Here is a 22,766-nt window from a genome sequence, read left to right as displayed (position 1 = left end):
GCGTCGCTCAGGCGTCGTCGGCGGCGCGGTCCTTGCGCAGTCGGTTCGCGCGGTAGGCGATGACGGCGAGCACGGCGAGCACGGCGAGCACGCCGATCGCGAGGAAGGGCAGCTGGCCGCCGGCCTCCTCGGCCGGCGCCTCGCTCTCGATCGGGGCGCCCTGGTCGGACGACGCGGTCACCTCCGGCGCGTCGGTCGCGGCGCCGGGGGTCTCGAGCGCCGCGGCCTCGGTGGCGGCCGGCTCGGTCGCGCTCGGCTCCGTGGTGGTCGGCTCGCTCTCGACGGGCGCGGCGGGTGCGGCAGCGTCGCACACCGGCGCCTCGGTCGCGCCGTCAGGGCCGCCGATCCCGTCGACGGGCTCGAAGGCGAAGGCGATCTCGCCCGAGACCGCGTGGCCGTCGGCCGAGACGACCTGGTACGCGAGGGTGTAGTCGCCCGCCGCCCCGAGCTCGGCATCGAGCGAGATGGTGTCGCCGTCGACGGTCGCGCAGCCGTCGCCGTAGTAGAGGCCCGACGCATCCGTCAGCTGGAGGGCGTTGGCGCTCTGGCCGCCCGGCACATCGATGATCTCCTCGTTCAGCACCACGCTCACGGTGCCCGGCTGCTCGGTCACCGCCGACCCGTCCTGCGGCGTCGAGCCGATGACGGATGCGTGGGCGGGCAGGAGCAGGGTGACCGCGACGGCGGCGAGGACGGCATGCATGGCTCCAGCCTAGGTGAGCCGCATCATCGGCCCACCGGCGCGGTGGCCGCCGTCAGCGACGAGGCGTCACGCCTCGCCGATGTGCTTGCGGCGCCGATTGAGCCGGTAGGCGATGAACGCGACGACGGCGAGGCCGGCGAGCACGAAGATGGCGACCGAGGGGAGGGCGCCGAAGGAGTCGGTGCCGGGGTCGACCCCCGGCGCCTCGCTCGAGACGGGGTCGGAGGTCGGGCTGGCGAGCGGTGCTGCGGCCTCGTCCGTCGGCGCGTTCTCGGCCGCCGGCGTCTCGGCCCCGGCGGTGTCGGCGCACGTGGGCACGCTCGACGAGCCCGCGGCGGCGGGCGCGTCGTCGGCCGGCTCGAACGTGAAGGCGACCTGGCCCGAGACCGGGTGCCCGTCGGCCGAGACGACCTGGTACTCGAGGGTGTAGCGCCCAGGGCCGCCGAGCTCGGCGTCGAGCGAGATGGTGTCGCCCGCGACCGTCACGCAGCCGTCGCCGTAGTGGAGGCCGGCGTCGTCGGTGAGCTCGAGCGCGTTGGTGCCCTCGCCGCCCGGCACGTCGATGATCTCCTCGTTCATGGTCACGCTGAGGGTGCCCGGCTGCTCGGTCAGGATCGACCCGTCCTCCGGCGTCGTGCCCGTGACGGATGCGTGGGCGGGGAGGAGCACGGCGACTCCGACGGCGATGATCGCGGCGAACATGCGACCAGCATAGGAGGGGGCGATTGTGAGAGCCGCGGCGTGGTCGATGCTCGTGTCAGCGGGGTGTTCTAGGCTCGGTGCACGGGCGCGGCCTGCGCCTACGACGATGTGGAGAAGCGACATGGCCCGACTCGGAGAGAGCGGCGACCTGCTGAAGTGCTCCTTCTGCGGCAAGAGCCAGAAGCAGGTGCAGCAGCTCATCGCTGGCCCCGCGGTGTACATCTGCGACGAGTGCGTCGAGCTGTGCAACGAGATCATCGAGGAGCGCATGGCCGAGGCCGGCGAGTCCACGGTGCAGGAGGGCTTCACGCTGCCGAAGCCGCGCGAGATCTACGCCTTCCTCGAGGAGTACGTCGTCGGCCAGCAGAGCGCGAAGCAGTCGCTCTCGGTCGCGGTCTACAACCACTACAAGCGCATCGCCGCGATGCAGCAGCTCGAATCGGCCGACAAGGCGCACGACGGCGTCGAGATCCAGAAGTCGAACATCCTGATGGTCGGCCCGACCGGCTGCGGCAAGTCGTACCTCGCCGCGACGCTCGCGCGGCAGCTGAACGTGCCGTTCGCCGTCGCCGACGCGACGTCGCTCACCGAGGCCGGCTACGTCGGCGAGGATGTCGAGAACATCCTGCTCAAGCTCATCCAGGCCGCCGACTACGACGTCAAGCGGGCCGAGACCGGCATCGTCTTCATCGACGAGATCGACAAGGTCGCGCGCAAGGCCGAGAACCCGTCGATCACGCGCGACGTCTCGGGCGAGGGCGTGCAGCAGGCGCTGCTGAAGATCATCGAGGGCACGGTCGCCTCGGTGCCGCCGCAGGGCGGCCGCAAGCACCCGAACTCCGAGTTCATCCAGATCGACACCTCGAACGTGCTCTTCATCGTCGCCGGCGCGTTCGCGGGGCTCGAGGACATCATCGCGAACCGCTCCGGCAAGCGCGGCATCGGGTTCGGCGCTCCCGTCGCGTCGCTCAAGCCGAACCTCGACGTCTTCCAGGACGTGCTCCCGGAGGACCTGCACAAGTACGGGCTCATCCCCGAGTTCATCGGGCGCCTGCCCGTGATCGCCACGGTGTCGCCGCTCGACCAGTCGGCGCTCGTCGAGATCCTCTCCGAGCCGCGCAACGCGCTCGTGAAGCAGTACCAGCGGATGTTCGATCTCGACGGCGTCAAGCTCGACTTCGAGCCCGAGGCGCTGCAGGCCATCGCCGACCTCGCGGTCGAGCGCAAGACCGGCGCGCGCGGGCTCCGCTCGATCCTCGAGACCGTGCTCGCGCCCGTCATGTTCGACGTGCCGTCGCGCGAGGGCGTCGAGCGCGTGATCGTCACGAAGGAGTCGGTCGCGGGCAAGGAGTCGCCCGTGATCCTCACCGCCGACGACATCGAGGAGCTCTCGGCCTGACCCGCTGACGCCGCTCGAATTGTGCTCGAGGTGAGGTAAGGCTAACCTTACTGCGTGATCGATCCACGCGATGCGCTGCAGGCGACCGAAGTGAGCCTCGCGTACGGCCGCGAGCGGATCGTGCACAGCGCGTCGATCTCGCTCGCGTCCGGTCGCGTCACCGCACTCGTCGGCCCCAACGGCAGCGGCAAGTCGACGCTGCTCCGCGGACTGACGGCGCTGCACCGACCGACGGAGGGCAGCGTCGTCTTCGCGGACGGCACCGACGCCTCGAGGCTCGGCGAGCGCGAGCTCGCGCGCCGCATCGCGATGCTCGCGCAGTCGCACCCCGACCCGTCAGGCGTGAGCGTGCGCGAGGTCGTCGCGTACGGCCGCTTCGCGCACCGCGGCCGCTTCCGCGCCGCTGACCCGCACGGCGACGACGCGATCGATCGCGCCATGGCGGCCACCGGCATCGCCGATCTCGCGACGCAGCCGGTCTCGCAGCTCTCCGGCGGCCAGCGCCAGCGCGTGTGGCTCGCCACCTGCCTCGCGCAGCAGACCGGCATCGTGCTGCTCGACGAGCCCACCACCTATCTCGACCTGCGCTACCAGCGCGAGATCCTCGAGATCGTCCGCGACCTCGCCGACGCCGGGGTCGCCGTCGGCATCGTGCTGCACGACCTCGAGCAGGCTGCCGAGATCGCCGATCTCGTCGTGCTGCTCGTGCGGGGCCGCGTCGCCGCGACCGGCTCGCCCGAGGAGGTGCTGACGTCCGAGCGGCTGTCCGCCGCCTACGAGGTGCCCATCGATGTCGATGTCGACGTCGACGGCCTCCGCATCCGGCCACGGCGCATCCGCCGGCAGCCGGTCGTGTCGCGCGCCGCGTGACTCTCGCCACCGTCGAGCCCGGGGGACCGGACCCGACGCCTGAGGAAGGACCCCTATGACCATGCGACGAACCCTCTTCGCCGGCGTCGCCGTGCTCTCGGCGTTCGCGCTCGCCGCCTGCGGGACGACCGAGCCCGCCGGTGAGACGGCCGCAGCCTCCGACGGGTCGGCCGTGACGGTCACCGACGCCCGCGGCGTCGAGGTCGAGATCCCCGCAGGGGCGACCGACGTCGTCGCGCTCGAGTGGGTCGCGGTCGAGCACCTGCAGACCGTCGGCGTCGTGCCGGTCGGCGTGGCGGATGCGGCGGGCTACGAGGAGTGGGCGGGCACGGGAGCGCCGCTCGAGGGCGATCCGACCGATGTCGGCACGCGCGTCGAGCCGTCGATCGACGCGATCGCGGGCCTCGCGCCCGACCTCATCGTGGCCGTCGCCGGCCGCGACGATGCCGCCTACACCGACCTCGAGGCGATCGCCCCGGTGCTCGTGCTGCAGGGCGCCGACGCGGCTGACCCGATCGGGACGATGTTCGACGACCTGCGCCTCATCGGCGAGGCGACCGGCGCGCTCGACGCCGCCGAGACCGCGATCGGGGCCTTCGAGGCCCACCTCGAGGAGATCGCGACGACCGTGGCCGACGCGGGCATCGGCGGCACGCCGCTCGCGCACATGGACGGCTACGAGAACGCCGGACAGGTCGAGATCCGCCCCTACGCCGAGGGCGCGCTGCTGCCCGCGGTGTTCGAGCAGATCGGCTTCACGAACGCCTGGGCGGGGGAGGGCGACGCGCAGTACGGGCTCGGCATCACCGACGTCGAGGGCCTCATCGCCCTGCCGGACGACGCGCACATCCTCTACATGACGGTGAGCAGCTCGCCCGACGTGTTCACCGAGCAGCTCGCGACCAACGCGATCTGGACCGGTCTGCCCGCCGTGCAGGCCGGCAGCGTGCACCGCCTGCCGGACGGCGTCTGGCTGTTCGGCGGCGTCAGCTCGATGACGGCCTACGCCGACGCGGTCGTCGCAGCGCTCTCACCCACGCCGTGACGCGGGTCCGACCTGGGGGGCTCGCGCTCGGCGCGGCTCTCCTCGTCGCCCTGCTCTGCCTCTCGGTGTGGCACGCCACGCAGGGGACGACGTCGCTCGGTCTCACCGAGCTGCTCGGGTGGCTTGGCGGCGACGACGGCGACGCCGCGGTGATCGTCGAGAGCCGGCTGCCCCGCATCGCTGCCGCGATCGTCGTCGGCCTCGCGCTCGGCGCCGCCGGCTACGCGATGCAGACGCTCACGGGCAACCCGCTCGCCTCGCCCGACACGCTCGCCGTCAACGGCGGCGCGAGCGCCGCGATCGCCCTCACGGCTGCGTTCGGCATCACGCTGCCGGGGCTCGGGGGCGCCGGCCTGGCCTTCGCGGGCGGCATGGCCGCCGCGCTCGTGGTCGTCATGATCGGCCGCGGGCGCGGATCGACGACGCAGATGGTGCTCGTCGGCACGGCGCTCGCGCTCGCGCTGCAGTCGGTGACGACCGTCGCGATCGTCCTGGCAGAGGAGGAGACCGCCGGCCTCTACGCCTGGGGCGTCGGGCAGCTGTCGCAGAACGGCATCGGCACGGTCGCGCAGATGGTGCCGCTCGTGCTGGTCGGGATCGCCGTGCTGCTCGTGCTCGCGCGTCGGCTCGACGTGCTCGCGCTCGGCGAGGAGGCGGCCACCACCATGGGCGTCGGCGTGGGCAGGCTGCGGCTCATGACGCTCGTCGCGTCGGTCGCGCTCGCCGCCGCCGCGGTTGCGATCGCCGGACCGATCGGCTTCGTCGGGCTCGCGGCGCCCATCGTCGTGCGGCTGCTCGTCCGGCGCATGCCGGGTGCGGCCCGGCACGTCGTCGCCATCCCGCTCGCCGCGCTCGCGGGCGCCGTGCTCGTCGTCGGGTCCGACGTGCTGATGCGGGCGGTGCTCGGCGGCGTCGGTGCGCTCGACGTGCCGACGGGCGTCGTCACGAGCCTGGTCGGCGCGGTCTGCATCGTCGTGCTCGCCCGCACGGTCGCCGGGGCGGTCGAGACCGAGTCGATGGCCGTGCTCGGTGCCCGCACGCTCGTCCGGCGCGCGTGGGTGCCGCTCGTCGCCGCCGCGCTCGTGCTCGCGGTGCTGACGCTCGGCGCGGTGCTGCTCGGCGACCGGATGCTGCTGCTCGGCGATGTCGCGAACTGGCTCTCGGGCAGGGCGGGCGACGCCGTGCGCGTCACGCTCGACACCCGCACGCCCCGGATCGTCGCCGCGGTGCTCGCAGGTGTGGCGCTCGCCACGTCCGGCGCGCTCGTGCAGGCCGTCACCCGCAACGCGCTCGCCGACCCCTACCTGCTGGGCGTCGCGGGCGGGGCGGGGCTCGGCGCCGTCTCGGTCATCACGCTGCTGCCGGCCGCGGTCGGATGGGTCGTCGCGGGCGGCGCGCTTGGTGGCGGCGCGCTCGTCGGCGCGGTCGTGCTCGCGCTCGTCGGCTGGCGCCGACTGGGGAGCCTGCGCCTCGTGCTCACCGGCCTCGCGCTCTCGGCGGCGACCGCGGCCCTCACGAGCCTGCTGATCGTCGTGACGGATCCCTGGAACCGTGCGAAGGCGATCGTCTGGCTGGCCGGCTCCACCTATGGGCGCGGCTTCGAGGACGTCGTGCCGGTCGCCGTGGCGATCGTCGTCGCAGCGGTCGCGCTGCTGTGGATGCATCGCGACCTCGATCTCGCGCAGCTCGACGAGTCGACGCCTCGACTGCTCGGCGTGCGGCTCACGGCGGTGCAGGTCGTCGCGCTCGTGCTCGCCGTCGCCCTCGCCTCCACCGCGGTCGCGGCGATCGGCGTCGTGGCGTTCGTGGGGCTCGTGGCCCCGCACGCCGCGCGCGCGCTCGTCGGCGCGCGGCATCGCGTGCTGCTGCCGCTCGCGGCGATGCTCGGCGGCACGCTGACGCTGCTCGCCGACACGCTCGGCCGCACGCTCATCGCTCCCGCGCAGCTGCCGGCGGGCGTCATGACGGCGCTCGTGGGCATCCCGTACTTCATCTGGCTCGTGCTCCGAGCGGGTCGCTCGCGGTGATCGCGCGCGGCTGGGACGTGTCCCCGGCCCGCTCGTAAGCGAGAGTCGATCGAGAGGCCGATCACAGCGCAGACCCAGGATCCACCGCTAACGCTCACGAGCACCTGAGGAGAACTCCAGGGAACAGGGCGATTCGGGGAACGCCGCGCGCTCGGTGCAGGAGTCCACAGGGTGGCCACAGCGTCGCGCCCTTGAGTATTCCCCGGTAAACGAACAGCGTTTGACTCGACCGAAAAAAGCAGCCCATGGCCTCGCGCATGCGTGGGGCCGGGCGCTGGGCAATGACGCCGAGCACCCGCCGTGGGCGATACCGCTCGGCGGTCGCGCGCCGGGCACAGCACTGAGGAGTCACCGTGCACGAGCTCGCCGCCAGCAGTTCGCAGTTCAGGTCTCGCCATCGCGGGACCAAGCTGCGGCAGATATCCATCGCACTGCTGTCAGCAGTAGCGATAGCCGTACCCCTCGCCGTCGTCAGCACGCCCGCGCCCGCGGTCGCCGTGACCGACGAGGATCCGTCGTTCGTGCTCAACCAGAACGACCTGGAGTTCATCCTCCGGCAGATCCAGATCTCCGAGGCGCACGCTGCCGACGAGCTCGACCCCTCGAACTACACGCTGCTGTGCGCCAGCCCCCAGGACGCCAGCGGCTCCTGCGTGCCCGACATCGCGCGCCCCGCCGGCGTGCGCACCGTCGACGGCTCGTACAACAACCTGCGCGTCGCGCAGTCGGACTACGGCGCCTCCGACCTCGCCTTCCCGAGGCTGCTCGACCCCGTCTGGCGAGAGGGCGAACCCGTCCCTCCGTTCGCGCCGGGCAACAACGCCGGTGAGAACGCGGTGTGCGGCAGCGTCGGCCCGTCGGGCCAGACCTGCTACGCGCAGACCGAGGGCTTCGTGTACGACAGCGAGCCTCGCGTCATCAGCAACCTGATCGTCGACCAGACCACGAGCAACCCGGCGATCGTCAACCAGATCGACGCGGGCACGGCGACGCTCATCCCCGGCACCGAGATGGCGACGACGCCGAACACGGCTCCCGATGAGGGCCTGTCGGCGCCGTTCAACACGTTCATGGGCTTCTTCGGTCAGTTCTTCGACCACGGCCTCGACCTCGTCGCCAAGGGCGGCCACGGCACGCTCATCGTGCCGCTCCAGGAGGATGACCCGCTCTACGACCCGGCGTCGCAGACGAACTTCCTCGTGCTCACGCGCGCGGACCGCATCGAGGACGCGAACGGCAACCCCACCACGGAGCACACGAACCTCACCACGCCGTTCGTCGACCAGAACCAGACCTACTCGTCGCACCCGGCCCACCAGGTGTTCCTGCGGGAGTACACGACCGGTGCTCACGCGACCGGTGAGCTCATCGAGGGCACCGCGGGAGGCATGGCGACCTGGACCGACGTCAAGGACCAGGCCCGCACCATCCTCGGCATCGACCTGACGGACGCCGACCTGCTCGCTGTGCCGCAGGTGCTCGTCGACCCGTACGGCAACTTCGTGCCGGGACCGGCACGCGGCCTGCCGCAGCTCATCGTCTCGACGGGGCCCGCTGTCAGCGACATCACCTTCGTCGAGGGCAACGCCGGAGCTCCCGTCCCGACGACGGGTGCCCTCACCACCGGACACGCCTTCCTCGACGACATCGCGCACGGCGCGACGCCGCTGTTCGACGCCGACGGCAACCTCGTCCCGAGGCAGTTCGACGACAACGGCGAGGTCATCGTCCCGAGCTTCCCCGTGTTCGACGCGAGCGGGCGGCCCGTGACCGGTACGGACCTCACCGGCTACGACGCAGCGAACCTCGGCGAGCACTTCATCGCCGGTGACGGCCGCGTCAACGAGAACATCGGCCTCACCGCCGTGCACGCGATCTTCCACTCCGAGCACAACCGCATGGTGGGCCAGATCGAGGACCTGCTGAACGGTGCCCCGGGCACCGAGCTGCTCCGCAACGACCAGACGACGGCCAACCCGGCGCTGCTCGCGGAGTTCGCGAAGGCCTTCCGCGGGGAGGCGCACGCCTACCCCAACGTGCAGCCCGAGCACGTGCTGCCGCAGCCGCAGGCTGACGACTGGACGTACGAGCAGCGACTCTTCCAGGCCGCGAAGTTCGCGACCGAGATGCAGTACCAGCACATCGTGTTCGAGGAGTTCGCTCGCGGCATCGCACCCACGATCGACGCGGTCGTGTTCAACGAGAACAGCTACAACGCGGGCATCGACCCTGCCATCACGGCCGAGTTCGCGCACGTCGTCTACCGCTTCGGCCACTCGATGATGACGGAGGAGATCGGTCGCGAGGACGCGGGCGGCGCCACCGGATTGACCGATGTGCCGCTTCTCGAGGGGTTCCTGAACCCGCGCGCGTACGACAACGACGGTGCCCTCACGCCCGACCAGGCGGCGGGCGCGCTCATCAACGGCATGACGGCACGCGTCGGCAGCCAGATCGACGAGCACGTCACCGACACGCTGCGCAACAACCTGCTCGGGCTGCCGCTCGACCTCGCGACGATCAACATGCTCCGTGCTCGCGATGCCGGCATCCCGCCGCTGCAGGACGCTCGCGAGTCGTTCTTCGCGGCGACCGGCGACTCGGCGCTCGAGCCGTACTCCGACTGGGTCGACTTCGGGCTCAACCTCCGCAACGGCAACAACTTCGGTCGCGGCGGCAGCAACGCGTCGCTCGTGAACTTCGTCGCCGCGTACGGCACGCACCCGACGGTCGAGGCAGCGGAGACGATCGTCGAGCGTCGCGCCGCGGCCGCGATGCTCGTGAACGGTGCTCCGGTCGGGGCGGAGTTCATCTCGCGGTTCCCCGGCGCGAGCCGATTCCACACCGCCGCGCTGTTCTCGCAGCGCCACTTCCCGGATGGAGCCGACACGGTCTACGTGACGAACGGCTACAACTTCCCCGACGCGCTCTCCGCGGGTGCGCTGGGCAAGCCCATCCTGACCGTCGCGAACGACGCGGCGGGTGCCATCCCGGTCGAGACCCACGAGGAGCTGCTGCGGCTGTCGCCGAACCAGATCGTCGTGCTCGGTGACGCGGCGTCGGTGAACGCGAACACGCTCATCTCGCTCAACGCGATCTCCGCGACCGACGCCCCGGTCACCCGCATCGCCGGCGCGAACCGCTACGCCACGTCCGCAGCGATCGCGAACACGTTCACCGCTCCGGTGAGCCGCGTGTTCGTCGCGAACGGGCAGAACTACCCCGACGCCCTGGCCGGTGCGGCAGTCGCGGCGCGGGACAACACTCCGGTGCTGCTCGTGACGCCGACCTCCATCCCGACCGAGATCGCGGCACAGCTCGACCGGCTCAACCCGGACGAGATCGTGGTCCTGGGCGGCACGCCGTCGGTCAGCTCCGTCGTCCAGTCGCAGCTCCAGGCGTACACGACGGCGCAGACGCCCGCGTCGGTCATCCGTCTGGCCGGCGCGAGCCGGTACGACACAGCGGTCGAGATCAGCAAGCACTTCTTCCCGACCGGTGCGGATCGCGTGTACGTCACGACTGGTGAGAACTTCCCCGACGCCGTCACGGCGGCACCCGGGGTCGGCCTCAACAACGCCCCGCTGCTCCTGATCCCGCGGACCGGCATGACGCCGGCCATCCGCGCGGAGATCGAGCGGCTCGCCCCCTCCGAGCTCTTCATCCTCGGTGACACGAACTCGGTCACCGCGGCGACGGAGCTCAACCTCGCATCCCTCGCACCGACGCCGGTGACGGCTCCGGCGGACCGTCTCGACTTCATGAACGGCACGGGTGCGTGGGCTGACGCTGGCGGCACGACGACCACGGGCCTCGAGTCTGTCGACTTCTGGGTCGGCGGCCTCGCGGAGCGGATCGACGCCTTCGGCGGCATGCTCGGTGCGACGTTCAACTACGTCTTCGAGACGCAGCTCGAGCAGCTGCAGTTCGGTGACCGGTTCTACTACCTGTTCCGCAACCAGGGCGAGCAGCTGTTCGCCGCGCTCGAGGCGAACTCGTTCTCCGATCTCGTCCAGCGCAACTCGGATGCATCGCACCTGCCGGCGAACATCTTCGCCGTGCAGGACCCGATCATCGACCTCGAGGCGCTGCCGAACCCGCTGCCCGCCGGCCTGCTCCAGCAGCCTGACGGCACGTGGCGGTGGACGGGCGACGAGCACGTCGAGATGCACGGAACCGCCGGCAACGACCGGATGACCGGTGACGAGGGCGACGACGCGCTCTGGGGCTACGAGGGCAACGACCGCATCGAGGGTGGGTCGGGCAACGACTCGCTCATCGGCGGTCACGGCGACGACATCATCACCGACTCGTTCGGCGACGACACCATCCACGGCGACCAGGGCAACGACGCCATCCACGTCGGTCCCGGTGTCGACCTGGGCCTCGGTGGACTCGGCGACGACTTCGTGGTCAACGGCGGCGGCGACGGCTCGACGTTCTTCCTCGGCATGGGCGACGACATCATGCGCGGCACCTCAGGTCGCGCGACGGTGTTCGGCGGCGAGCAGGACGACTGGGTGGAGGGCAGCTCCCACGCCGACCTCCTCCAGGGCGACAACGCCGACCAGTTCCAGAACGACACGCTCGGTGGCCAGGACGTCGTGATCGGCGGCCTCGGCAACGACGACATCGAAGGTGAGGGTGGCGATGACATCCTCATCGGCGCCGCCGTCGGCACCGACCGTCACCTGGGCAACGTCGGCTTCGACTGGCTGACCTACTACGGCCAGTCGGCCAACGTCACGTCGGATTGGCAGTTCACTCGGACCTTCGAGCCGAACAACCCGCTCCCGTCGCGATTCGATCAGATGGAGGCGCTCTCGGGCGGTTCTGGATCGGATACGCTCCGGGGACCGATCGCCGAGCCCGACGACATCGCCGCGAGCGAGATCCCGCTGCACAAGGCGACGCAGGAGAGCCTCGACCTCATCGATGGACTCGAGGAGCTGCTGCGGCCCGCTGGAGCTGCGTACGACTACGCCGCCCCGTTCATGCGGGACTCGGCGCCGGTCGATGCCGACGGTGTGAGCATGATCATCATCGGCGGACCCGGCAACGACACCATCGAGGGCAGGGGTGGCAACGACTACCTCGACGGCGACGCCATGCTGAGGGTGCAGCTCGTCAACACCATCACCGGCCAGCGCTACGACAACGCGGGCCAGGCTCAGGCGGCGGTGTTCGCAGGGACGCTCAACCCGGGCGACATCGACATTGTGCGCGAGATCGTGATGGATCCCAACGCTGCGACGTCGGTGGACGCCTCGGTCTACGGCAACCCGATGGCGACGTACACGATCACCCAGCTGCCCGACGGGTACTGGGAGGTCGCGCACACCACCGTGGCCGAGCTCGAGGAGAGCGACGGCATCGATGTCATCCGTGGCTTCGAGCGGCTGCAGTTCTCCGACGGCTGCGCGGTGCTCAACGCCGCGGGCGACGCGTGGGAGGCCTGCGAGCCTCTGGCCGCGGTGACGATCTCGACCGATTCGCCTGTCGAGAACGCCCCGATCACGGCGACGCTCGTCAACACCGACGGCACGCCCCTCAACGCGAGCTCGTACACGAACGTCGAGTTCGTCTGGTGGGGTGGCGAGGGCGAGAACGCCGGCACCATCTCGGAGTGGGAGGAGATCGGCCGGACGACGGTCGGGACCGGCTCGGGTGCGACTGCGACGAGCAGCTACACGCCCGGCGACGCCGACGCGGGCCTGCACGTGAGGGTGACGGTGAACTTCACCGACGCCTCCGGCCTGCGGCACTCCGCGACCTCGCCGACGACGGTCAACACCGTGCTGAACGTGAACGATGTGCCCACCGGCCTCTCGCTCACGCCGGCTGCACCCAGTGTCGGCCAGCTCGTTCGGGCGGCGCCGGTGCAGGACGGTGACGGTCTCGAGGACGTCGTCTTCACCTACGAGTGGGAGCGGTCGCCCGACGCGACCTTCGCCACGGGGGTCCAGCTGCTCGCATCGTCGACGAACACGTACACCACGTCGGCTGCGGACATCGGGCAGTACATCCGGGTGACGGTCACCTACACCGACGTGCTCGGCACGGCGGAGACGGTGATCGCTACGACCACGAGTCCCGTCGCGGGGCCGACACCCTAGCGCCGGGGACGACGGAGGGGGCTGCACCGAGCGGTGCAGCCCCCTTCGCCGTGCCGCAGCGGCGAGCGCCGCTACTCGGCGGGGTCGAGCCCGCGGCGCTTGAGCAGGTGCTCGAGGTCGGCGTCCTGGCCGCGGAAGTCGCGGAACGCCTCGAGCGGGTCCTTCGAGCCGCCGACGCCGAGCAGGCGCTCGCGGAAGCGCTGCCCCGCCTCGCGGATCGACGGCTGCGCCTTGAACCACTCCACGGTGTCGGCATCCATGACCTCCGACCAGATGTAGGAGTAGTAGCCGGCGGAGTAGCCGCCCGAGAAGACGTGCTGGAAGTAGCCGGTCGAGTAGCGCGTCGGCACGGTCTCGCTCAGCAGGCCGACCTCGGCGAGGGCATCGCGCTCGAACGCCGCGACGTCGCCGACGGTGTCGCCCGCCGTGCGGGCGTGCCACGCCTGGTCGAGCAGCGACGCGGCGAGGTACTCGCTCGTGTCGTGCCCCTGGTTGAACGACTCCGACGCCTGCAGGCGCTCGATCACGTCGGCCGGCAGCGGCTCGCCGGTCTCGATGTGCTTCGCGTAGTGCTCGACGATGCCCGGCCACAGCATCCACATCTCGTTCACCTGGCTCGGGAACTCGACGAAGTCGCGGAACGTGTTCGTGCCGCCGAACGACGGGTACGTGACCTGCGCGAACAGGCCGTGCAGCGCGTGGCCGAACTCGTGGAAGAGCGTCGTCGTCTCGTCGAAGGTGAGGAGCGTCGGCGTGCCCGCCGGGGGCTTCGGCACGTTGAGGTTGTTCATCACGACCGTCGGGTGGCCGAGCAGCGTGTTCTGCTGCACGAGCGAGTTCATCCACGCGCCGCCGCGCTTCGAGTCGCGCGTGTAGAGGTCGAGCAGGTAGAGGCCGACCTCGCTGCCGTCGTCGTTCCGCACCTCGAACACGCGCACCTCGGGGTGATAGCCCACGAGGTCGGTGCGCTCCTCGAACGTCACGCCGTAGACCTGCGTCGCGGCGTGGAACACGCCGTCCCACAGCACCCGCTCGGCCTCGAAGTAGGGGCGCAGCGCCGCGGTGTCGACGTCGAAGCGCGCGGTGCGCTCCTTCTCGGTCCAGTAGTCCCAGTCCCACGACGCGAGCTCGTACGACTCGCCCGACGCGTCGATCTGCGCCTGCAGCGCTGCGGCCTCGGCGCGGGCGTTCGCCGCGGCGGGCTTCGCGAGCCGGGTGAGCATCGCCATGACGCGCTCGGGGTCGCGGGCCGTCTCATCCGCCATGATGGCGTGCGCGTGCGTGGGGAGGCCCAGCAGCGCGGCGCGCTCGGCGCGGAGCGCCGTGAGCTCGAGCACCGTCTCGCGGTTGTCGTGCTCGTTGCCGCGCGTGCCGCGGGCGAGCGAGGCCTCCATGATGCGGCGGCGCACGTCGCGGTTCGTGAGCGAGGCGAGCCACGGATGGCCCGAGAAGAGCGGGAGCGTGACGAGGTGCTTGCCCTCGAGCCCGCGGTCGGCGGCTGCTTGCGCGGCCGCCTCGATCTCGCCGTCAGCGAGCCCGTCGAGCTCGCTGACGTCGTCGATCACGACGGCGAGGTCGTTCGTGTCGGCCTGCAGGTGCTTGTCGAATCGGGTCGAGAGCGTGGCGATCTGCTGGTTGAGCTCCTTGAGCCGCTCGCGCGCCTCGGGGTCGAGGCCGGCGCCCGCCACGGTCATCTCGGTGTGCTTGCGCTCCACCAGGTAGCGCTGCTCCGCGGTCCACGACGGGTCGGGGTGCTCGTGCAGGGTGCGGATCCGCGCATACAGATCGGGGTCGAGCGTGATCGAGTCGGCGTGCGCGGCGAAGCGCGGCGCGTAGCGCTCCTCGAGCTCCTGCAGGAACGGCGACGAGTCGGTCGACGTCATGCTCCAGAACACGTGCGCGACGCGCGAGAGCGTCTGCCCGCTGCGCTCGAGCGGCTCGATGATGCTCTCGAAGGTCGGGGCCGACCGCTTCGTCACGATCGCCCGCACCTCCTGCGCCTGCTCGGCGAACCCGGCCTCGAGCGCCTCCTCGAAGTGCTCGTCGCGGATGTCGGCGAACGGGGGCAGCTGGTAGGGCAGCGTGCTGGGGGAGAGGAAGGGATTGGTCATCCCTCCACCCTAGGACGCGCACCTGTCGAGAAGCGGGCGTCTCTAGACTCGCGCCATGTCGCAGGTCAGCTACTCCCACGGGCATCACGCGAGCGTGGTCGGCGCGCACGCCGCGCGCACGGTCGCGAACTCCGCCGCGTACCTCGCGCCGCTGCTGCGCCCCGGGATGCGGGTGCTCGACGTAGGCTGCGGGCCCGGCTCGATCACGATCGACCTCGCGCGGCGCGTCGGCAGCACGGGGCACGTGGTCGGCATCGACCAGAGCGCCGAGGTCGTCGAGACCGCGCGCGCCGCGGCGGCGGAGGCGGGGGTCGCCAACGTCGAGCTCCGCGTGGGCGACGCGTACGACCCGGCGCCGGGGGAGCGCTTCGATGTCGTGCACGCGCACCAGGTGCTGCAGCACCTCGGCGACCCCGTCGGTGCGCTCACGGCCTGGCGCGCGGTCGGCGAGCTCGTCGCGGCGCGCGAGGTGGTCTACTCGGCGACCACGATCCATCCGCTCGCGCCCGAGCTCGCGCGCTGGCGCGAGCTCATGGGGGCCCTACAGACGGCGAACGGCGGCGACGGCGACGCCGGCGCGAAGCTCAAGTCGTGGGCGCGCGCAGCCGGCTTCGCGAGCATCGAGACCGACGTCGAGACGTGGTGCTTCGAGTCGGCCGAGGGCCGCGCGTTCTGGGGTGGCCAGTGGCAGGAGCGCGCGCTGCACTCCGCCTTCGCCGACGGCACCGAGCGGCACGGACTCGCGGATGCGCACGAGCGCCAGGCGATCTCAGCGGCGTGGGCGGCGTGGGCGGCCGACGAGGACGGCTGGATGGCGATGCTCCACGGCTGGATCCTCGCCACCGACCGGCCCGCCGAGTAGCGTGTGCCCCATGGTCGCGATCTGGCGCGGAGCTGCGGTCCCGATCCTGCCGGTCGCCGACCTCGACCGCTCGGTCGCGTTCTACCGCGGCATCGGCTTCGACGTGGAGGTCTCCGCCGCGGGGCGGTACGCCTTCGTGCGGTCGGAGGGGGTGCAGCTGCACGTCTCCGAGACCGGCGGCTTCGACCCCTTCTCGCAAGCCGGCATGGCCTACGTCTTCGTCGACGACGTCGAGGCGGTCCGCGCCGCGCTCGACCTCGACGACGCGCTCGCGCTCAGCCATGCCGAGCTGCGGTCGCGATGGGCGCGGGGCGAGTCGCTCGCTCGAGCGACGCCGATGCAGGACGAGCCCTGGGGGGTGCGGGAGTTCTCGTTCATGGATCCCGACAACAACCTGATCCGCGTCGGTGGTCCACCGCCGCACCACTGAACTTTCGACGTCGCAGATGGCAGCACGGCCGCATGTGCGCCTCGCCCGATCACCCGCGACGTTGAGAACCGGGGTCAGTCGGCGCGGGTGACCAGCACGTCGTCGCCGTCGAGGCGGATGGTCGTGCCGTCGTCGAGCTCGACGACCGGTCGGCCCTCGAGCCACGTGAGCGTCCAGCGCCACGTGGACGTATCGGCACCCAGCTCGACGAGCGTGCGCTCCTCGTCGTCGATCGCCGCCCGCATCGCGAGCGGCACCGAGCGCGGCGGCTCGCCGCCGACGCTCCAGCGGGTGCCGATGTCCATCAGGCCTCCTCGAGCACGATCTCGCCGACGGCGAGCTCGTCGCCGTCGACGATCGACAGGTCGCGGATGCGCCCCACGGCCTTGAGGTCGGCGGTGGCGGCCTCGAGGTGCTCGCGCAGGGCCGCCGGGACCGCGATCACGGCCGAGGCGACGGGCGTCTTCTGGCTCGCCTTCGCGTCGGTCTTCGCGCGTCGGATGCCGATGAGCGCCTGGCCGACGGCTGCGAGCATGCCGGTCGCACCCGCATCCGTCATGCCGGGCACCGCCGCGAGCTCGCTCGCCTCGGGCCACGCCGCGACGTGGATGGAGCCCTCGTGCGACCACGACCAGACCTCCTCGGTCGCGAACGGCAGGAAGGGCGCGAGCAGTCGCAGCTGCACGTCGATCGCCGTGCGCAGGGCCGCGATGGCCGAGCCGCGGCCTGCTGCGTCGCCCGCGTAGGCGCGCTCCTTGACGAGCTCGAGGTAGTCGTCGCAGAAGGTCCAGAAGAACGCCTCGGTCATCTCGAGCGCCTTCGCATGGTCGTAGCCCTCGAACGCGCGCGTCGAGGCGCGCACGACGGCGCCGAGCTCGGCGAGCATCTCGCGGTCGAGCCGCTCGGTGACCTCGCCCGCCTCGCCCTCCATCGAGAGCACGAAGCGCGCCGCGTTGAGCACCTTCATCGCGAGCCGGCGCCCGATCTTGATCATCTTCGGGTTCTGCGGGTCGAGCGTGGCGTCGACGCCGAGCCGCGACGACGCGGCCCAGTAGCGCACGCCGTCGGAGCCGTGGTCCTCGAGCATGCCGAGCGGCGTGACGACGTTGCCCTTCGACTTCGACATCTTCTTGCGGTCGGGGTCGAGGATCCAGCCCGAGAGCGCGGCGTGCTTCCACGGCGCGCGGCCGTCCTCGAACATCGAGCGCAGCAGCGTCGAGAAGAGCCACGTGCGGATGATGTCCTGGCCCTGCGGGCGCAGGTCGAACGGCGTGAGCTTCTCCCACAGGTCCGAGCCCGCGGCCCAGCCGCCCGCGAGCTGCGGCGTGAGCGACGAGGTCGCCCAGGTGTCCATGATGTCGACCTCGCCGGCGAAGCCGCCGGGCACGCCGCGCTGCGACTCGTCGTAGCCCTCGGGCACGTCGCTCGTCGGGTCGAGCGGCAGCTGGTCGGGCGTCGGCAGCAGCACGCGGTCGAAGTCGCGCTCGCCCTCGTCGTCGAGCGCGTACCAGACGGGGATCGGCACGCCGAAGAAGCGCTGGCGCGAGATGAGCCAGTCGCCGTTGAGGCCGTGCACCCAGTTCTCGTAGCGGGTGCGCATGTGCTCGGGGTGCCAGGCGATCTCGCGGCCGAGCTCGACGAGCCGCTCGCGCAGCGCCTCGTCGCGGCCGCCGTTCTTGATGTACCACTGGCGGGTCGAGACGATCTCGAGCGGCTTGTCGCCCTTCTCGTAGAACTTCACCGGGTGCTGGATGGGCTTCGCGTCGCCGATCATGCGGCCCGCGGCCTGGAGCAGCTCGACCATCGCCTTCTTCGCGCTGAAGACCGTCTTGCCGGCGAGCTCGGCGTAGGCGGCCTGCGCTGCCTCGCTCGAGAGCGCCTCGGGGGCCTCCGCCGCGAAGCGGCCGTCGAAGCCGATCACCGAGCGGTTCGGCAGCTGCAGCTCGCGCCACCACGTGACGTCGGTCACGTCGCCGAACGTGCAGATCATCGCGACGCCCGTGCCCTTGTCGATCTGGGCGAGTTCGTGCGCGACGAACGGCACCTCGACGCCGAAGACCGGGGTCGTCACGGTCGTGCCGAAGAGGTGCTGGTAGCGCTCGTCGTCCGGATGCGCGACCACGGCGACGCACGACGGCAGCAGCTCGGGGCGCGTGGTGTCGACACGCAGGTCGCCGTCCTGGCTCGTGAAGACGATGGTGTGATACGCGCCGGGCTGCTCGCGGTCCTCGAGCTCGGCCTGGGCCACGGCGGTGCGGAACGTCACGTCCCACAGCGTCGGCGCATCCGCCTGGTACGCCTCGCCGCGCTCGAAGTTGCGGAGGAACGCGAGCTGCGAGGTGCGGCGGGCGTCGTCCGAGATGGTGCGGTAGGTCTGCGACCAGTCGATCGAGAGGCCGAGCGTGCGCCACAGGTGCTCGAAGCGCTCCTCGTCCTCCTCGGTGAGGCGCTCGCACAGCTCGATGAAGTTGCGGCGCGAGACGGGCAGCTGGTCGGACGCCTTCGAGCTCTTGCCCTCGCCGCCCTGCTGCGGCGGCGTGAAGTCGGGGTCGTAGGGGAGCGTCGGGTCGACGCGCACGCCGTAGTAGTTCTGCACGCGGCGCTCGGTCGGCAGGCCGTTGTCGTCCCAGCCCATCGGGTAGAAGACGTGCTTGCCGCGCATGCGGTGGAAGCGGGCGACGAGGTCGGTGTGCGTGTACGAGAACACGTGGCCGACGTGGAGCGAGCCGGATGCGGTGGGCGGCGGCGTGTCGATCGAGTAGATCGCGTCGCGGTCGAGCTCAGCGGCATCGAAGCGGTACGTGCCCGACTCCTCCCAGCGCTGGCCCCACTTGGCCTCGAGGCCTTCGAGGGCGGGCTTCTCCGGCATCCCGGGTGCTGCGGGCATGGCGCTCATGGCGTCTCGCTTTCGATGTGCGCGGCATCGCGTCGCGCCGGATCCTCGGGCCGAGGGCTCGGCATGATGCCTGGTTGTGCTGGTTCGAGTCTACGACGGCGACGGTCAGCGCTCGCGGCGGCGCCACTGCAGCACCGCGGTGACGGCGAGCGCGACCGCGGCGATCCCGAAGAGCACCTGGCTGAGGGTGTCGCGCTGCAGGAGCGCGGCGACCGCGAAGCACGCCGCGGCGACGATCCAGATCCACAGCGGCGCGGGTCTCGGGGAGCGTGCCATGCCCTCAACGCTATCGGGCGCGCAGGAGCGGGCAGGCGCGAGCAGGCTCGGGCCGTGGCATCGTGGCGGCATGGATGTCGAGAAGCGGCCGCCGCACGGAGCGCCCCACGCGCTCGCGATGGAGGCCGCCGGGCTCGCGTGGCTCGCCGAGGCGGAGGAGACGGGCGGCACGCGGATCGCCCGCGCCGAGCTCGAGCAGCGCCACGACGGTGCGGTGCAGGCGGGCGCGGTGCTGCGCGTCGCGCGCGTCGCGGAGGCCGCAGCGACGCCGGCTCGCGCCGAGGCGCTCGGCCGCAGCCTCGCCGCGCTGCACGCGAGCGGCGCGGCGTGGCACTGCTGCCCACCGCCCGGCGCGGTCGAGCCGTTCGAGGTGGGCTCGTCGCGCACGCTGCTCGCGGGAGCGCCGGTCGCCGACCGCTGGGGCGAGGCGTGGGCGACGACGTCGGTGCGCCCTATCCTCGAGCGCTGCGTCGAGCGGGGCCGGCTCGGCGGCGAGGCCGCGGTCGCGGTCGCGCGCGCCGTGGAACGGATGGCCGAGGGCGCGTTCGATGCACCGCAGCCGGCGGGCGTGCCGGCGGTCGCGCGCATCCACGGCGACCTGTGGAGCGGCAACGTGCTCTGGAGCGACGTCGACACCGGCGCGGTGCTCATCGACCCGCACGCGCAGGGCGGGCACGCCGAGACCGACCTCGCCATGCTCGCGCTCTTCGGGCTGCCGCGGCTCGAGACGGTGCTCGCGGCCTACGACGAGGCCGCGCCGCTCGCCGACGGCTGGCGGGACCGCATCCCGATGCAGCAGCTGCAGCCGCTGCTCGTGCACACCCTGCTGTTCGGCGGCAGCTACGCGGACCGGGCCGTCGAGGTGGCGCGCTCGCTGCGGTGACCGCCGCGGGCCGCCGTCGCGCGCGACTGCCGGGTCACGCGCCCGAGGGCCGCTCGCGCATCCGCCCGCCGAGGGCCTCGTGCGGCACGCCGAGCCGAGCGAGCAGGGCGCGAGCGTCGCCGAGGTCGGTGTCGTCGACGGTGAGCGCGAGCGTGGCGCCGTCGGCGCCGTAGTCGACGACCGGGTGGTGCCCGGCCGAGCGGAGCGCGTGCTCGAGGCGCTGCGCGTCCTCGACGGGCACGCGCCCGAGCAGCTCGGTCGCGGGCACGCGCTCGAGCACGCCCGCCGCGTCGAGCGCGGCCGAGGCGATGCCCCCGTAGGCGCGCACGAGGCCGCCGGTGCCGAGCTTCACGCCGCCGAACCAGCGCACGACGAGCACCGCGACGTCGGTGAGGCCCCGGTGCGCGATCGCCGAGAGGATGGGTGCGCCCGCCGTGCCCGCCGGCTCGCCGTCGTCGTTCGACCTGCTCGCCTCGCCGTGCGGGCCGGTGACCGCGGCGCTGCAGACGTGCCGGGCATCCGGATGCTCGCGGCGCGCGGCGCGGACGAGCTCGGCGAGCTCGTCGAGGCCCTCGACGCGGTGCGCCGTCGCGACGAACCGCGAGCGCGAGATCTCGGTCTCGGCGCTCGCGGTCTGCGCGATCGTCGGTTGTGTCACGCGTCCATCCTCCCCGAGCCGACGGCCGAGGGCGTGCCCGGTGCTCGCCTCCCCGGTCGGGTCTGGTCGCGCGGGTGGCCGAGTGCCAGGGTTGGGGCATGGAGACCTCCGTCACCAGGCAGACCGACCCCGACCGCTTCGTGATCACCGCCGACGGCGCGGCGGCCGGCTTCGCGCAGTTCTTCGACCACGACGGCCGCCGCATCTTCTTCCACACCGTCGTCGACGCGGGCTTCTCCGGCCACGGTCTCGCCACCGAGGTGATCGGTCGCGCGCTCACCGCCTCGCGCGAGGAGGGGCTGCGCATCGTCGCCGTCTGCCCGCTCGTGAAGCAGTTCGTCGAGCGGCACGCCGACGAGTGGTCGGCGAGCGTCGACCGCGTGACGCCCGCAGAGCTCGCGCTGCTGCCGCCGAGGCTGTGAGCGGCCGGACGCGGTCAGGCGGGAGCCGGCACCGGCTCCCGGGCGGCCGCGAGCGCGGCGTCGGCGTCCTCGTCGCCGAGGCGACGCATCCGCTGCGCGCCGAGCGCGCCGGCGAGCGTGAGCGCCGAGAGCGCCGCGAGCACGACCCCCGGGTGCCACCACGCGCCGCCCGAGACGACGCCGAGCGCGTCGGTGAGGAACGGGATGAAGCCCGAGACGACGGCGGCGAGCGCGTACGCGACCGAGAGCGCCGAGTAGGCGTGCCGGCCGCGGAAGAGCTCCTGCATCGTGCCGCCGAGCGCCGCCCACGAGGCGGTCGGGAGGATGCCGCCGACGACCATGAGCACGACGAGCACCGCGAACGTGGCCGAGCCGAGCAGCCAGTAGATGGGGAACGCGATCAGCAGCGTGCCGAGGGCGCCGATCGCGACGACGCGCGCCGAGCCGATGCGCGTCGCGAGCCAGCCGAAGCCGGGCACCGTCACGAACTGGAGCAGCCCGCCGATCGTGGCGGCGGTGAGCAGCTGCATCTCGTCGTAGCCGAGCTGCGCCACGCCGTAACCCATCGTGTAGGTGTTCATGAGCGAGTACGAGCCGATGCCGAGCAGCGCGACGAGGATCGCGACGCCGAATGCGGCGGGCTGGGTGCGGATGGCGGCCCACACCGGGTTGCGCTCGCGCTCGCCGCGCGCGGCGAGCGCTTGGAACACCGGCGTCTCGTCGACCGACCAGCGCAGGTAGAGCGAGACGGCGATGAGCGGGATCGCGAGCAGGAACGGGATGCGCCAGCCCCACTCGGCCATGGCGGCCGGGCCGAGCCCGAAGAACATCGCGAGCATGAGGCCGCCCGCGGCGACCGATCCGATGGGGGAGCCCAGCTGCGGCAGCGATGCGAAGAACGGGCGCCGGCGGGCGTCGGCGTGCTCGGTCGCGAGCAGCACGGCGCCGCCCCACTCCCCGCCGAGCGAGAGCCCCTGCACGATCCGCAGCAGCACGAGCGCCACCGCGCCGAGCGCCGCCCACTCCGCGCCGGTCGGCAGCAGGCCGACGAGGCCGGTCGCGACGCCCATGAGCGTGACGGTCATGATGAGCGTGCGGCGGCGGCCGATGCGATCGCCGAGGTGCCCGAACAGCACGGCGCCGATCGGGCGCACGACGAAGGCGATGCCGATCGTCGCGAACGAGGCGAGCAGCGCGCCCGTCGCGCCGAGCGCCGAGAAGAAGAACGGGCCGGCGAAGAAGGCGGCGAAGTACGAGTAGGTGTAGAAGTCGTACGACTCGAGCGCGGTGCCGACGGTTGCGGCAGCGGCGACTCGGGCGGAGGATGCGCGCGGGGGCGCAGCGGCGATGGTCACGGGGCTCCTCG

17 protein-coding genes are annotated in these 22,766 nt (G+C 72.0%); 9 read left to right on the top strand and 8 right to left on the bottom strand.

Annotated features, from left to right (window positions below; translation table 11 throughout):
- Nucleotides 1-7: 7 nt before the first annotated feature.
- Nucleotides 8-703 carry a copper resistance CopC family protein gene (locus tag ABD106_RS03970; RefSeq protein ID WP_343917518.1) on the bottom strand — a complete coding sequence of 232 codons (696 nt, stop codon included), beginning with the start codon at nt 701-703 and terminating at the stop codon, nt 8-10.
- A 66-nt stretch (nt 704-769) separates the two neighbouring features.
- A complete protein-coding gene (locus ABD106_RS03965) occupies nt 770-1,405 on the bottom strand; it encodes a copper resistance CopC family protein (protein ID WP_343917516.1) in 636 nt (211 codons plus the stop codon).
- A gap of 121 nt (nt 1,406-1,526) precedes the next feature.
- Here ABD106_RS03965 and clpX point away from each other — a divergent pair, with 121 nt between their 5' ends.
- The 5 genes from clpX (at nt 1,527) to ABD106_RS03940 (ending at nt 12,862) form a co-directional block, all read left to right on the top strand.
- Complete coding sequence (gene clpX / locus ABD106_RS03960) at nt 1,527-2,804, top strand: ATP-dependent Clp protease ATP-binding subunit ClpX (protein WP_343917514.1); 1,278 nt, start codon at nt 1,527-1,529, stop codon at nt 2,802-2,804.
- Nucleotides 2,805-2,858: 54 nt separating this feature from the next.
- Entirely contained in the window at nt 2,859-3,674 is an 816-nt protein-coding gene (locus tag ABD106_RS03955) for an ABC transporter ATP-binding protein (RefSeq protein WP_343917512.1), read from the top strand.
- 55 nt (nt 3,675-3,729) lie between these two features.
- Nucleotides 3,730-4,719, top strand: a complete 990-nt coding sequence (locus ABD106_RS03950) for an ABC transporter substrate-binding protein (protein ID WP_343917510.1) — start codon at nt 3,730-3,732, stop codon at nt 4,717-4,719.
- Nucleotides 4,716-6,746: an iron ABC transporter permease gene (locus ABD106_RS03945; RefSeq protein WP_343917508.1), complete on the top strand. Its 2,031-nt coding sequence runs from the start codon at nt 4,716-4,718 to the stop codon at nt 6,744-6,746. Before ABD106_RS03950 ends, ABD106_RS03945 begins: the two co-directional genes overlap by 4 nt.
- A gap of 497 nt (nt 6,747-7,243) precedes the next feature.
- Entirely contained in the window at nt 7,244-12,862 is a 5,619-nt protein-coding gene (locus ABD106_RS03940) for a peroxidase family protein (RefSeq protein WP_343917506.1), read from the top strand.
- Between the two features lie 71 nt (nt 12,863-12,933).
- Here the strand turns inward: ABD106_RS03940 and ABD106_RS03935 are convergent, their stop codons facing one another.
- Nucleotides 12,934-14,973 carry a M3 family metallopeptidase gene (locus tag ABD106_RS03935; protein ID WP_343917504.1) on the bottom strand — a complete coding sequence of 680 codons (2,040 nt, stop codon included), beginning with the start codon at nt 14,971-14,973 and terminating at the stop codon, nt 12,934-12,936.
- Between the two features lie 55 nt (nt 14,974-15,028).
- Between ABD106_RS03935 and ABD106_RS03930 the strand changes: the two genes are divergently transcribed.
- On the top strand, nt 15,029-15,835 hold the full coding sequence (locus ABD106_RS03930) for a methyltransferase domain-containing protein (RefSeq protein WP_343917502.1): 807 nt from the start codon (nt 15,029-15,031) through the stop codon (nt 15,833-15,835).
- 10 nt (nt 15,836-15,845) lie between these two features.
- Complete coding sequence (locus ABD106_RS03925) at nt 15,846-16,265, top strand: bleomycin resistance protein (protein WP_343917500.1); 420 nt, start codon at nt 15,846-15,848, stop codon at nt 16,263-16,265.
- A gap of 74 nt (nt 16,266-16,339) precedes the next feature.
- Here the strand turns inward: ABD106_RS03925 and ABD106_RS03920 are convergent, their stop codons facing one another.
- From ABD106_RS03920 to ABD106_RS03910, 3 genes are all read right to left on the bottom strand, one after another.
- Nucleotides 16,340-16,570, bottom strand: coding sequence for a hypothetical protein (locus ABD106_RS03920; protein WP_343917498.1), 231 nt, complete (start codon nt 16,568-16,570; stop codon nt 16,340-16,342).
- A complete protein-coding gene (gene valS, locus ABD106_RS03915) occupies nt 16,570-19,161 on the bottom strand; it encodes a valine--tRNA ligase (RefSeq protein ID WP_343917496.1) in 2,592 nt (863 codons plus the stop codon). The genes ABD106_RS03920 and valS overlap by 1 nt, the downstream gene beginning before the upstream one ends.
- Before the next feature lie 105 nt (nt 19,162-19,266).
- Complete coding sequence (locus ABD106_RS03910; RefSeq protein ID WP_343917494.1) at nt 19,267-19,437, bottom strand: hypothetical protein; 171 nt, start codon at nt 19,435-19,437, stop codon at nt 19,267-19,269.
- Between the two features lie 70 nt (nt 19,438-19,507).
- Here ABD106_RS03910 and ABD106_RS03905 point away from each other — a divergent pair, with 70 nt between their 5' ends.
- On the top strand, nt 19,508-20,320 hold the full coding sequence (locus tag ABD106_RS03905) for a fructosamine kinase family protein (protein ID WP_343917492.1): 813 nt from the start codon (nt 19,508-19,510) through the stop codon (nt 20,318-20,320).
- A gap of 34 nt (nt 20,321-20,354) precedes the next feature.
- Here ABD106_RS03905 and ABD106_RS03900 read toward each other — a convergent pair whose 3' ends face one another.
- Complete coding sequence (locus ABD106_RS03900) at nt 20,355-20,978, bottom strand: IMPACT family protein (protein ID WP_343917490.1); 624 nt, start codon at nt 20,976-20,978, stop codon at nt 20,355-20,357.
- A 98-nt stretch (nt 20,979-21,076) separates the two neighbouring features.
- Here ABD106_RS03900 and ABD106_RS03895 point away from each other — a divergent pair, with 98 nt between their 5' ends.
- Nucleotides 21,077-21,400, top strand: a complete 324-nt coding sequence (locus ABD106_RS03895) for a GNAT family N-acetyltransferase (protein WP_343917488.1) — start codon at nt 21,077-21,079, stop codon at nt 21,398-21,400.
- A gap of 14 nt (nt 21,401-21,414) precedes the next feature.
- On the opposite strand, the gene ABD106_RS03890 is transcribed toward ABD106_RS03895, so the two are convergent.
- Nucleotides 21,415-22,755 carry an MFS transporter gene (locus tag ABD106_RS03890; RefSeq protein WP_343917486.1) on the bottom strand — a complete coding sequence of 447 codons (1,341 nt, stop codon included), beginning with the start codon at nt 22,753-22,755 and terminating at the stop codon, nt 21,415-21,417.
- Nucleotides 22,756-22,766: the final 11 nt, after the last annotated feature.

The sequence above is a fragment of the Agrococcus citreus genome (genome assembly GCF_039527715.1).
GTDB lineage: Bacteria > Actinomycetota > Actinomycetes > Actinomycetales > Microbacteriaceae > Agrococcus > Agrococcus citreus.
Note: the sequence above shows the minus strand (reverse complement) of the source record. Positions and strands in the feature narration are given on the sequence as shown.